Origin of the sequence: Actinomadura sp. KC216, assembly GCF_004348535.1 — a bacterium.
GTDB lineage: Bacteria > Actinomycetota > Actinomycetes > Streptosporangiales > Streptosporangiaceae > Spirillospora.
Genome location: NZ_SMJX01000256.1, coordinates 1 through 11,916, shown reverse-complemented (window position 1 = coordinate 11,916; position 11,916 = coordinate 1). Strand labels below are relative to the sequence as shown.

Sequence of the window (11,916 nt, the reverse complement as noted above, 5' to 3'; positions counted from 1 at the left end):
GCCCAGGTGTGGACGGCAGGCCTGGGTGGTCAGGGGGTGCGGCGCAGGCGGCGTTCTTGGGACAGGTTGATGACGCCCGGAGGTGGACGATGGCGGCGGTGCAGGCGGTAGCGGACGCGGGTGCGGCGCCAGGCGAAGGCGAGAGTGAAGGCCAGGACCATGCCGGTAAGCGCCCCGCCAGTCGCCGTGGTGGCGTCACGCAGGACCGGCCTCGGCTCAGGCGCCGGTTCAGGGACCTGGTGGGTCTGGGTCGGTGAGGGACGCGCCCAGTGGGGGAGCAGCCGTATCCGGCGCTGGATCAGGCTGAGCGGGTCCACGTAGAGGGAGCCGCGCAGCAGGCCCCAGTGCAGGCACGGGGCAGGGCAGTGGCGGCCGTCCTCCAAGGTGCCGATCCGGGTGCCGGATGTGACCCGGTGCCCGACGCCGAGGCTCGGTCGGACGGGCAGATACGTGGTCCGCAGGACGCCGTGATCGACGGCGACCACGCCGCGCCCGGCCAGCCGGTCGGCGTAGGCGATGCGTCCGGGGCCGGCGGCGTAGACGGGCTGCCCCGGCCGCCCCGCGAGATCGACGCCGCGGTGGCCGGGACCCCACGGGGACGTGGGCGGGCTGAAGCTCCGGACGACCTTCGGAGCGGGCGGCCCTAAGGGCGACCGCCAGGCGTCCAGGCCCGGCTTCCATGCGTCCAGGACGGGCGTCCCCGCGGCGATCACGCAGGTGAGGAGCAGTGTCAGCAAGGTCATGCACCGAAGCCTGCCGCCCCGGCGCGTCGAGTTCGAGAGGGTCGGCGAACTGTGGATAACCCGCGGGCCATTGATTCACGGACGCGTCCGCGCCCTGATAATCTGTAGGGGTGTCCGAGGGGACACTGGCCAGGGCCAGGCCGTCGACGTTCCGCCCCAGGGCGGAACGCTGAGAAGCCGCCTTCGGCGGAGAGGTCACAGACCCGGGAACGGGTCACAGCCGCCTGGGGTATCCCGGCGGCTGATTTCACGCGTCCGCATGCCACCGCAGACATGGTGGGGCGCCGTCCCTCGGTCCGTCGCAACGGCGACGGTGGGGCGGCACCCGGGCGCAGGCGTACAACCAAATGCGGCCCGGCAGGGCCAGAGAAGGAGAACACGGGCAATGGCACCCGTCGTCACCATGCGGCAGCTCCTGGAGAGCGGCGTCCACTTCGGCCACCAGACCCGCCGGTGGAACCCGAAGATGAAGCGCTTCATCCTCACCGAGCGCAACGGCATCTACATCATCGACCTGCAGCAGTCGCTGTCCTACATCGACCGCGCCTTCGAGTTCGTCAAGGCCACGGTCGCCCACGGCGGGACGATCCTGTTCGTCGGCACCAAGAAGCAGGCCCAGGAGTCCATCGCCGAGCAGGCCACCAGGGTCGGCATGCCCTACGTCAACCAGCGCTGGCTGGGCGGCATGCTCACCAACTTCTCCACCGTCCACAAGCGGCTCACCCGGCTCAAGGAGCTGGAGGAGATCAACTACGACGACGTGGCCGGATCCGGCATGACCAAGAAGGAGCTTCTGGGTCTGCGCCGGGAGAAGGACAAGCTGGAGCGCACCCTCGGCGGTATCCGCGACATGGCGAAGGTCCCGAGCGCCATCTGGATCGTGGACACCAAGAAGGAGCACATCGCGGTCAACGAGGCCAAGAAGCTCGGTATCCCGGTCGTGGCGATCCTGGACACGAACTGCGACCCCGACGAGGTCGACTACCCCGTCCCTGGCAACGACGACGCCATCCGCAGCGTCAGCCTGCTGACCCGCGTCGTCGCCGACTCCGTCGCCGACGGCCTCATCGCGCGCGCGGGAGCCGCCACCGGCGGGGACGAGAAGCCGGCAGAGGGCGCAGCGGCCGCGGAAGAGCCGCTGGCCGAGTGGGAACGCGACCTCCTCAAGCCGGACGAGGGCGCCGCCGCGGCCCCGGCCGAGACCGAGGTGCCCGCGGAGGCCCCGGCCCCGGCGGAGACCGAGGCGCCCGCGGAGACCCCGGCCCCGGCGGAGGCGTCGGCCGAGGCTCCCGCGGAAGCCGCCGCGAGCTCCGAGGCAGAGGCTGCGGGCGAGGAAGCCCAGAAGCCCGCCGAGGCCGAGCAGGCTTGATCCCGCGGTCCCGGCGGCCCCGCGTGGGCGCCGCCGGGACCGTCGCGGGTCCCACGACCAACGACGAGAGAAGCGAAGAGAGCGATGGCCAACTTCACCGCCGCTGACGTCAAGCGGCTGCGCGACCTGACCGGCTCCGGCATGATGGCCGTGAAGAACGCACTCACCGAGGCGGACGGCGACTTCGAGAAGGCGACGGAGCTGCTGCGCCTCAAGGGCGCCAAGGACGTCGGCAAGCGCGCCGAGCGCACCGCGGCCAACGGCCTGGTCGCCGAGTACTTTGCGAACTCCGGCGACGGGGCGCTCCTGGAGCTCAACTGCGAGACCGACTTCGTTGCCAAGAACGAGCAGTTCATCCAGCTGGCGAACCGCCTGGTCGAGTTCGCCGCGGGCAGCGGCGTCGCCGACGCGCCGGCGCTGCTGACCACCGAGATCGAGCCGGGCACGACCGTCCAGGCCCTGATCGAGGAGAACAGCGCCAAGATCGGCGAGAAGCTGGAGCTGCGCCGCTTCGCCCACTTCCAGGGCGCCTATGTGGCCAGCTACCTGCACAAGTCCGACCCGTCCCTGCCGCCGACCACCGGCGTGCTGGTCGAGCTGGACAAGGAGAACCCCGAGGTCGCCAAGGACGTCGCCCAGCAGATCGCGGCGATGGCCCCCAAGTACCTCACCCGTGAGGAGATCCCCGCCGAGGCGGTCGAGAAGGAGCGGGCGCTCGCCGAGCAGCTCACCCGCGACGAGGGCAAGCCCGAGCAGGCCATCCCGAAGATCGTCGAGGGCCGGGTGAACGCCTACTTCCGCGACTTCGTGCTGGTCGAGCAGGCCTTCGTGAAGGACGGCAAGAAGACGATCGCCAAGGTCCTCGACGAGGCCGGTGTGAAGGTTGTTCGCTTTGCCCGGTTCAAGGTCGGGCAGGCTTAAGGGCACTCTGGAGACAGATACCCGAGAGAACGCGAAGCTACGAGGAGGCCGCCGACGTGCCGGACAAGACGACCACTAGCGCGACGGCGGCCTCGTCGTCCGATCAGGACGTCGCCGATGGGGACGTCGCGGGCCGGGGCGTCACCGATCGGGACGGCGCCGACCGGGACGCGAACGGCCGCAACTTCTCGTCCGGGCGGAACTCCTCGTCGGGCCGGAAGCCTTCGGGCCGGGGTTCGTCCGGCGGCCACTCGTCCGGCGACGGTGCGACCGGACGGCACGAGGCTGGTCCGCACACGCCCGCCCAGCACGCGCCGCGCGCGGGCTGGAAGCGGGTGCTGCTGAAGCTCTCCGGTGAGGCCTTCGCAGGACGCGACCCCCTGGGAATCGATCCCGAAATCGTCCAGCACGTCGCGGAGGCCATAGCGGAGGCCGTCCGGGACGGCGTGCAGGTCGCGGTCGTCTGCGGCGGCGGCAACATGTTCCGGGGCGCCGTCATGGCCGAACGCGGTATGGACCGCGGACGCGCCGACTACATGGGGATGATCGGCACCGTCATCAACTGCCTGGCCCTGCAGGACTTCCTGGAGAAGCTCGGCCTCGACACGCGCGTGCAGACGGCCATCACCATGAGCCAGGTGGCCGAGCCGTACATCCCGAGGCGCGCCATCCGGCACCTGGAAAAGGGCCGCGTCGTCATCTTCGGCGCCGGCCTCGGGCAGCCGTTCTTCTCCACCGACACCACCGCCGCCCAGCGCGCGCTCGAGATCGGTGCAGAGGCCGTCCTGAAGGCCACACAAGTGGACGGTGTCTACGATGCCGATCCTCGAAAGAATCCAGACGCAGTCAAGTTCGACCGTTTGGAATACGGTGAAGTTCTACAGCGAGGCCTGAAGGTCATGGACGCCACGGCCATCAGCCTCTGCATGGACAACGCTCTCCCCATCGTGGTCTTCGACCTCATGGGGCAGGGCAACATCGTCCGGGCCGTCCGGGGTGAGAAGATCGGCACGCTGGTCAGCCCGGCGGAAGGCTGACCGCGGCCCGGAACCCGAATGCGGGGACGCGGCCCGGAAGCAGCGTGGAACCGCACGACAAGGGCCTGACCAGATGACATGGGAGTCACAGTGATCGACGAGACCCTCCTCGAGGCAGAGGAGAAAATGGAAAAGGCGGTCGCGGTCGCCAAGGAGGACTTCCAGGCCATCCGCACCGGCCGGGTCACCCCCGCGATGTTCAACAAGATCACCGCCGAGTACTACGGGACGCCGACGCCGATCAACCAGCTCGCGTCGTTCACGCTCCCGGAGCCGCGAATGGTCATCGTCCAGGTCTTCGACAAGTCCTCCATGCAGGCGGTGGAGAGGGCGATCCGCGACAGCGACCTCGGCGTGAACCCCACCAATGACGGCAACGTCATCCGCGTCGTCTTCCCCGAGCTGTCGGAGGAGCGGCGCAGGGAGTTCATCAAGGTCGCGGGCCACAAGGCCGAGGAGAGCCGGGTCTCCATCCGCAACGTCCGCCGCCGCGCCAAGGACGCCCTCGACAAGCTCGCCAAGGACGGCGAGGCGGGGGAGGACGAGGTCCGGCGTGCCGAGAAGGAACTCGACGACACCACGCACCGCTACGTGGGGCAGATCGACGAACTGCTCGAGCACAAGAAGGCAGAACTGCTCGAAGTCTGATGCGACTCGACGACGCCGGGGAGCCCTCGCGCTCCCCGGATGAGCCGGAGAACGAGCTGGACGGGCCCGCACCGGACACCTCCACCGAGGACACTTCGTCTTCCGGCGCCACACCTGATGCAGGCGCGCGCGCACACGCGCCCCTGTCCGACTCGACGTCCAAGGGCGCGTCTTCCAGGAGCGTGCCTTCTGGAGCTACGGCCTTCGGAGGCGGGTTCTCCAGAACGGACGGGAACTCTGCAAGCGGGCCTTCCGCAGGAGCGCCCAATGCCGATGGGTCCTCTGCCAATGGGTCCTCAGCCGACGAGTCCTCTGCGGATGGGGACTCAGCGGACGGGGCTTCTGGAGCGTCCGACGGGAAGCGCCAGCCCAGGACCGGCCGCAATCTCCCCCTGGCGATCAGCGTTGGTCTAGGGCTCGGCTCCCTGGTTCTGCTCTCTCTCTACACGGTCAAGGAGATTTTCCTTGCCGTGATGATCGTGTTCCTCTTCATCGGCATGCGGGAGCTGACCGAGGCCTTCAAGAGCCGGGACATCGGCGTCCCGTTCATCCCCGTCGCGACGGGCATGGTCGGCACACCGGTCGCGGCCTACGTGTGGGGTCCCACCGCAGCGGTCGCGGCAGTGTCCCTCACGATGCTCGCCCTGCTGATGACGCGGATGACCGAGGGCACGGACGGTTACGTGCGCGACGTCTCCGCAGGGGCGCTCGTGACCGGTTACCTGGTGCTGGTAGGCGGCATCGTGGCGCTGCTCATGCGCCCGGACGACGGCGACCACCGCATCGTCATCTTCATCGCCACCACCGTGGCCAGCGATACCGGCGGCTTCTTCGCGGGCTCGTTCCTGGGCAAGCACAAGATGGCGCCGACCATCAGCCCGAAGAAGACCTGGGAGGGTGTCACAGGCTCGGCCCTCATGTGCATGCTCGTCGGCGGCTGGCTGGTGTGGTGGCTGCTGGACGGCGGCACGGTCTGGCAGGGCGTCCTGGTGGGTCTCGCGGTCGTGGTCACCGCGACCGCCGGCGACCTCGTCGAGTCGATGATGAAGCGCGATCTCGGCATCAAGGACTTGGGAACGATCCTTCCAGGGCACGGCGGTGTGATGGACCGCCTGGACTCCCTGGTGGTGACGGCACCCGTCGTCTGGCTGCTCCTGGAACTGTTCGTCCCGAGCTAGGACACGACCCAGGAGCGGCGCTGCTGGGCGAGGCGCCGGACGAGCGCGTCCGAGCCCTCGTTCTTGGCGTAGCGGTGTTCCTCGCCGGTGAGGGGCACGAGCCACAGCCACCGCACGGGATCGCCGTTCAGCGTCAGTCCGGTCAGGTCGGGGGGCTCGGGACCGGCCAGACGGCTGGGATCGTCCAGGAGAAGCACGCCCTCCCAGACCGACTCTCCGCTGCGCAGCGGGAACGTGCGGGCCTCGTGGTACCACTTGACGACGTCTCCGGGCGCGAACCACGTCACCGACCGCCACGGGTACTGCGCCAGCCAGGGGAAGATGCTTCCCGTCCGCTGGCTGGGCAGGGTGCTCGCCACGGCCAGCTCTATCCGCCCGTACGGGGCGACGTCGTCCTCGTACAGTTCGACCGTGGGCATCCTCTGACGGCACATGCCGACCGTGCTCAGGACCGTGAAATCCCGCCCGCCCCGTGCAGGACGCTCGGAAACGCCCACTGTGGGGGCCAGGCCCGGCCGGCCGTTACCCAGTTGCCGCCCTACGTCGTGCCAGTAGTGCCCCCCGGGCCCGAGCCGCTGCAGCAGGTGGCCGAGCACCGACTGCTGGAACTCGGCCCAGGACCCCTCGGCGCGGCACATCTTCCAGTGCTCGCGCGCCCGGTCGATCCGTGGCCCGAAGTCCTCGATCTCCTCGTCCAGAGGGAAGGCGAACGGGCTCTGCCGGGTGGCGTCGCGCGCGTAGCCTGGGATGCCGCGCCCCATGTCGGACCAGCCGGGGATCACGAAAAGCGGGTCGCCCGCTTCGAGCACGGCCACACCGTCGCCCTCCTCGAACCACACGACCTCCAGACCCCCGGCGTCCAGGGCGGCGCGGCCCCCCGGGTGCCGGACATGGGACCCGGGCAGAAGGGGTGCACGGCCTGCCTCCAGCCGGGACCGGTCGAGGTCTGAGGGGGCCTTGCGGTGGTTCGCGACCCACACTGCGCCGACCACGGAGTCCCGCGCGTCCTTGAGGTAGGCCGCGGTGACGGTGCCGTCGGTCTCGATGGCGAGCCGCCGGCTGCCGTACGGGCTGACCGCGGTGTGGACGACGGTGGCCTTGGAGCCACCGGAGGAGGCGGTGCCCCTGCGCAAAACCGACATGATCGAGACCTTAGTCGCACACAAGGTCATGCGCAGGAATGTCGCGGTGCGGGTCAGGGGCTGTCCGCAGACGGACGAGGCACGGCCAGGTGTTTGCGACACTGGAAGCATCATGTCTAGCCAGCCCGCCGTCGCCGGCACCGCGCCCAAGAAGACCCCGGCGAAGCTCGTCTTCGCCGCTCCTAGGCGCGGTAAGCCGCCCAGGCATCTCGCCGACCTCACCTCTGCGGAACGCCGCGAGGCGGTTACCGCGCTGGGGGAGAAGCCGTTCCGGGCCGACCAGCTCTCGCGGCACTATTTCGCCCGCCTCGTGGACGACCCGGCGAAGATGACCGATCTGCCCGCCGCCGTCCGAGAGCGGCTGGTGGCCGAGCTGCTGCCCACGCTGCTCACCCCGGTGCGCGAGATGGACTGCGACGACGGGACGACGCTGAAGACCGTCTGGAAGGCGTTCGACGGCGTGCTGTTCGAGTCGGTGCTGATGCGGTACCCCGACCGGGCCACGATGTGCGTCTCGTCCCAGGCGGGGTGCGGCATGAACTGCCCGTTCTGTGCGACGGGCCAGGCGGGGCTCACCCGCAACCTTTCCACCGCCGAGATAGTCGAGCAGGTCGCCGCCGGCGCGCGCGCACTGGCTCGTGGACGCATCCCAGGCGGGCCCGGTCGTGTCTCCAACATCGTCTTCATGGGCATGGGCGAGCCGTTGGCCAACTACAAGGCGGTGATGGGCGCGGTACACCGCATCACAGACCCGGCACCGGCTGGCCTGGGCATCTCCCAGCGCGCGGTCACCGTGTCGACGGTCGGCCTTGTCCCGGCCATAGAAAAACTTGCCGCCGAGGACATGTCCGTACGGCTCGCGGTGTCCCTGCACGCGCCCGATGACGAACTCCGTGACGAACTGGTGCCCGTCAACAACCGCTGGAAGGTCGCCGAGGTGCTGGACGCCGCCTGGGCCTACGCCGACCGCAGCGGACGGCGCGTCTCGATCGAGTACGCGCTCATCAAGGACGTCAACGACCAGGCCTGGCGGGCCGATCTTCTCGGCAGGCTCTTGCGCGGGCAACTTGTACACGTCAATCTGATCCCGTTGAACCCAACGCCGGGTTCCAAGTGGACCGCGTCGCGGCCCCAGGACGAGCGCGAGTTCGTCCGGCGGCTGGAGGCCCACGGGATCCCGGTCACGGTGCGCGACACTCGGGGCAGGGAGATCGACGGGGCCTGCGGCCAGTTGGCGGCGTCGACCAAGGACTGAGCGTTCCGCAGGCGCGTCCCTGGTGCCGCGCGGGGCGCGGGGAAACGGCTGAGGAGCAGGTGCGCGGTGCGAACGGGTGCGCGGCTGCCGGTGGTCTTGCGCGGCTATGACAGGAAGCAGGTGGACGGCCTGCTGCGGCGGGTCTCGCAGGCGCTGAACGGTGGGCCGCCGATGTCGGCGGACGATGTGCGCAAGACCCGCTTCGACGTCGTCATGCGCGGCTACGAACCCCATGCCGTCGACCGCCTGGTACGCGAATGCATCCTGGAACTCCAGGCGCGGGGACCGATCCCCGAGAGGCCCGGCCGCCCGCGCGTGCAACCCGCCTGGTTGATCAACTGGATCCAGAGCGCCCGCTTCTCTGGCTCGGGCCTGCGCACGGGCTACGACGTCCGCGACGTGGACGCGTTCCTCGACCGCGTGATCGCCGGCCTGCGCGGAGTCGCCCCGCCGATGTCCGCCCGGGACGTGCGGGAAAGCGCATTCCGCGTCGTCCGGTTCGGACCCGGCTACGACGAGAAGGAGGTCGACCGCTTCCTCGTCCAGCTCGCCGGCGCCCTCGAACGCCGCTGACGAAGTTATCCACAATTTCGCCGGACGCTGCGTGCCGGGGCGGCGCTGCGTAACGCTACGTGCATGGATCATTTCGCGGCACAGTACCGGCGGCTCCGCTCCCTCCTCGCCGTCTTCCTGCCCCCCGAGATCATGACCGTCTTGATGCCGCTGGCCAGGCGCGCACTGAGGCTGGGCGCCGGCGGCGAGGTCCCCGTCCACCTCGGCGGCGTCCCGCTGCTGCCGCCGGGCGAGACCTGGCCGGAGTGGAACGGACGCCCGCTCGGCTTCCTCGGCGCGATCGACTTCGCCGACCTCACCTGCTTCGGCGACATCCCGGGCATCCCCTCGTCCGGCAAGGCCGCGTTCTACTACGCCAGCGAGACGCCCCGCCCGTGGGGCGACGATGCGGCACAGCGGGGCGGCTGGCGCATCTACACCGGTGACCTCGGCGACAGCGTCTCGCCGCCCGACGCATCGACCTATCCCCAGATCCGCCTGAGCGCTGCTCCGTTCCTCTCCCTGCCCTCACCCCAGGAGACATCCATGCGCCGATTGGAGGCCACGTACAACGGCTTCTTGACCGTCTATGAGCAACTACACGCCGTCTGGTCGCAGTACGCCTCTCGCGACGAGGCGCCCGCACACCAGCTCGGCGGGTGGCCGGCCTTGGTCCAGCGTCCGATCGGCCCAGACTGCCTGTACGCGTCAACGGGCCGCCCCCTGGACTCCCTCAGCCCGCCGAGGCTGTCCCCGGACGAGCAGCGCGCCGTGGAGGAATGGCGCCTCCTCCTCCAACTCGACTCCGACGACCGCCTCGGCTGGTACTGGGGCGACCCCGGCCGCGTCTACTTCTGCACCCGCCCCGACGCCCCCTTGGAGCACTCATGGCTAACCTTCCAAGCCGCCTGACACACCTCCGCATAACGACCATGGACACGCAACGGAACCCCAGCGGGCCGACATACGCTGCCAGACGCCCGGGGGTGTCCGGTTTAGCGACGGCGGCTGCCAGCACGATTTCGCACGACGGTCATGGTCGCGCGGTGGGAGCCCCCAGCGGGACGGTATGCGCTGCGAGACGCCCGGGTAAGTGTCCGGGCTCGCGGTGGCAGTGGCCCAGCACGATTTCGCATGACGGCCGTGATGGCGCGGGGCCCCAGCGGGACGGTTTGCGCTGCAAGGCGTCCCGGGGGAGAGCGCGGGCTTCGTGGCGGCGGCCTGACGCGTTTCGGGCGACGGCCGTGGTGGCGCGGCGAGACACCCAGCGGGGGCTGCGCTGCGAGACGTCCCGGGGAGCGTGCACGTCGTGGCGGCGGGCCTGATGTGTGTCCGGGCGACGCTGTGGTGGCGCGGTGGGAGCGCGAGCGGGACGGTATGTGCTGCGAGACGTCCCGGGAGGGGGCGCTTGGTGGCGGCCGCCTGGCGCGTCTTCGTGCGGTGGCCGCGGTCTAGCGACCGGAGCACAGCGGGATCCCATGCGGTGGCAGACGCCACAGGGGGTGTGCTGTTAGTGGCGGCGGTGGGCTAGGGCGATGTAGGCGGTGCCGACTAGAGCGGACCAGAGAGCGAGGTGAAGGGCGATGGCCGGGAAACCGGCGGTGAACTCGGTCGCGCCATCGTGTGCGGTACGGAGCCATTCGATCATCGGGACGGATAGCCAGGAGAGCCTTCCGATGCCGAGGAGCACGAGCGCGGTGGCGGCGCTCAGCAGCACGAGCAGCGAAACACCGGGGTCGGGGATCAGCGCCCGGCTCGTCCATGCGCCGAGGAGTGTCCCGGGTACGGCGGCGAGGAGGTTCAGTGCGCAACCCGCCAAGACCGCCCGTCCGGGCGCGCCGACTTGAAACGCTTGCAGGAGGGGGACGGCCAATGCGACGGCGCCCAGGCAGACGTTCACGCTGTAGGCCGACAGAAGCCCCGCGTAGGTGGGGAGCGAGTGGCGGCGGGCCGCGGTGGCTGTCAGCGCGCGCTGCTCGTCCGGCTGCGTGTCGAGGAGGGCGCGCGCCGCCCATGCCCATACCGGGAACATGAACGCCGCCACGTCCCCGAACGTCCCGATGGCGAGATCGGAGGCGTCCGGCCCGCTCGGGCCTTGGACGAGGACCAGCGCCACTACCAGCGCCACGACGATCAGCGGATGCAGGACGCGTAGCGACCGAACGTACCCCGCGATCTGGAACTTGATGATCGCGATCACTGCTTCGGCCTCCGCACCCGGTAGCCGTCCGCTCGCAGTTTGGTCTCGACGGTGTCGGCCTCGTTCTCGGGGACTTCGATCTCCAGAACGGTCCAGTTCTTCTTCTCGGAAGGGAAGTCGTTCATCTCGGGAGGCACGCTGGCCGCCCCGGGAGGGAGGCCGGTCACTGTTCCGTCGGCTACGCGGAGCCGCTCGATGCCTGGGAGGGCTTCGATGCAGCGCTGATGGTCGCTGACGACCACGATGGCTCCTTCGGCCGCGAACTCGGAGATCAGCGTAGGCAGTGCCGCACGTGTGGCCGCGTCGAGGCCCGCGAAAGGCTCGTCCAGGATGAGCAGGCCGGGGTTGTCTAGGAGCGCCTGTGCGAGACCGATTTTCTGCGCGCTGCCTTTCGACAACTCAGGGAGCCGCACATTGAGGAGGTGATCGAAGCCGAGCCGCTCCGCCCACGTCTCGACGGACTCGGCCGGGACACCGCGCATCGCGGCCATATGGCCCAGGTAGCCGCGGACGGTGAACGGCTGATCCACCGGGAAGCGTTCGGGGGCGTACCCGACGCGGCCAGGCCGATCCTTGACGATGCCTTTGCGGGGGCTGCGCAGACCCGCGATCACGCGCAGAAGAGTGGACTTCCCCGCACCGTTCCGCCCCGTCACCTCCGTGACGGCACCGGGGCGCAACGACAGAGTGACGTCCCTGAGCACCCAGGGATCCCTCCGGCGATAACGAAAAGCCACACCCTCCAACCGCATGAAACCTGCACGCTAACGCCGCACCCGTAAGTACCGCGTTAGCCGAAGCCACCACGAGGATGCGACTGCCCGACGACGGGAATGGGGCCGGTCTGGATCGAGACGTTCCGGGGGTGGGG

General features: G+C 69.7%; 12 protein-coding genes. 8 read left to right on the top strand and 4 right to left on the bottom strand.

Going from position 1 to position 11,916, the window contains the following annotated elements; translation table 11 throughout:
* Positions 1-29: 29 nt before the first annotated feature.
* Positions 30-743 (bottom strand): M23 family metallopeptidase, encoded by a 714-nt coding sequence (locus E1264_RS32055; RefSeq protein WP_132179440.1) that lies wholly within the window; start codon positions 741-743, stop codon positions 30-32.
* 385 nt (positions 744-1,128) lie between these two features.
* On the opposite strand from E1264_RS32055, the gene rpsB reads away from it, so the two are divergent.
* The 5 genes from rpsB (at position 1,129) to E1264_RS32030 (ending at position 5,896) form a co-directional block, all read left to right on the top strand.
* Positions 1,129-2,112, top strand: coding sequence for a 30S ribosomal protein S2 (rpsB, locus tag E1264_RS32050; protein WP_132179438.1), 984 nt, complete (start codon positions 1,129-1,131; stop codon positions 2,110-2,112).
* Between the two features lie 84 nt (positions 2,113-2,196).
* Positions 2,197-3,033, top strand: coding sequence for a translation elongation factor Ts (tsf, locus tag E1264_RS32045; RefSeq protein ID WP_132179436.1), 837 nt, complete (start codon positions 2,197-2,199; stop codon positions 3,031-3,033).
* Positions 3,034-3,368: 335 nt separating this feature from the next.
* On the top strand, positions 3,369-4,070 hold the full coding sequence (pyrH, locus tag E1264_RS32040) for a UMP kinase (RefSeq protein WP_132179442.1): 702 nt from the start codon (positions 3,369-3,371) through the stop codon (positions 4,068-4,070).
* A gap of 90 nt (positions 4,071-4,160) precedes the next feature.
* Entirely contained in the window at positions 4,161-4,718 is a 558-nt protein-coding gene (gene frr / locus E1264_RS32035) for a ribosome recycling factor (protein WP_132179434.1), read from the top strand.
* 392 nt (positions 4,719-5,110) lie between these two features.
* The gene (locus tag E1264_RS32030) at positions 5,111-5,896 is read left to right on the top strand and encodes a phosphatidate cytidylyltransferase (RefSeq protein WP_243711293.1); all 786 of its coding nucleotides are present in this window, start codon (positions 5,111-5,113) and stop codon (positions 5,894-5,896) included.
* Here the strand turns inward: E1264_RS32030 and E1264_RS32025 are convergent.
* Entirely contained in the window at positions 5,893-7,038 is a 1,146-nt protein-coding gene (locus E1264_RS32025) for a suppressor of fused domain protein (protein WP_132179430.1), read from the bottom strand. The two genes, E1264_RS32030 and E1264_RS32025, sit on opposite strands and share 4 nt — an antisense overlap.
* A 112-nt stretch (positions 7,039-7,150) precedes the next feature.
* On the opposite strand from E1264_RS32025, the gene rlmN reads away from it, so the two are divergent.
* From rlmN to E1264_RS32010, 3 genes are all read left to right on the top strand, one after another.
* Entirely contained in the window at positions 7,151-8,293 is a 1,143-nt protein-coding gene (gene rlmN / locus E1264_RS32020) for a 23S rRNA (adenine(2503)-C(2))-methyltransferase RlmN (RefSeq protein ID WP_132179428.1), read from the top strand.
* A gap of 66 nt (positions 8,294-8,359) precedes the next feature.
* Positions 8,360-8,866: a DivIVA domain-containing protein gene (locus E1264_RS32015; protein WP_132179426.1), complete on the top strand. Its 507-nt coding sequence runs from the start codon at positions 8,360-8,362 to the stop codon at positions 8,864-8,866.
* Positions 8,867-8,929: 63 nt separating this feature from the next.
* On the top strand, positions 8,930-9,757 hold the full coding sequence (locus E1264_RS32010; RefSeq protein WP_132179424.1) for a YwqG family protein: 828 nt from the start codon (positions 8,930-8,932) through the stop codon (positions 9,755-9,757).
* Between the two features lie 598 nt (positions 9,758-10,355).
* On the opposite strand, the gene E1264_RS32005 is transcribed toward E1264_RS32010, so the two are convergent.
* Both E1264_RS32005 and E1264_RS32000 read right to left on the bottom strand, forming a co-directional pair.
* Complete coding sequence (locus E1264_RS32005; RefSeq protein WP_132179422.1) at positions 10,356-11,045, bottom strand: hypothetical protein; 690 nt, start codon at positions 11,043-11,045, stop codon at positions 10,356-10,358.
* Positions 11,042-11,749 (bottom strand): ABC transporter ATP-binding protein, encoded by a 708-nt coding sequence (locus E1264_RS32000; RefSeq protein ID WP_243711292.1) that lies wholly within the window; start codon positions 11,747-11,749, stop codon positions 11,042-11,044. Before E1264_RS32000 ends, E1264_RS32005 begins: the two co-directional genes overlap by 4 nt.
* Positions 11,750-11,916: the final 167 nt, after the last annotated feature.

Excerpts from the sequence above, each read along its gene's own strand:
- E1264_RS32055 (WP_132179440.1), bottom strand. The coding sequence starts at position 743 with ATGACCTTGCTGACACTGCTCCTCACCTGCGTGATCGCCGCGGGGACG.
- rpsB (WP_132179438.1), top strand. The coding sequence starts at position 1,129 with ATGGCACCCGTCGTCACCATGCGGCAGCTCCTGGAGAGCGGCGTCCAC.
- tsf (WP_132179436.1), top strand. The coding sequence starts at position 2,197 with ATGGCCAACTTCACCGCCGCTGACGTCAAGCGGCTGCGCGACCTGACC.
- E1264_RS32025 (WP_132179430.1), bottom strand. The coding sequence starts at position 7,038 with ATGTCGGTTTTGCGCAGGGGCACCGCCTCCTCCGGTGGCTCCAAGGCC.
- rlmN (WP_132179428.1), top strand. The coding sequence starts at position 7,151 with ATGTCTAGCCAGCCCGCCGTCGCCGGCACCGCGCCCAAGAAGACCCCG.
- E1264_RS32010 (WP_132179424.1), top strand. The coding sequence starts at position 8,930 with ATGGATCATTTCGCGGCACAGTACCGGCGGCTCCGCTCCCTCCTCGCC.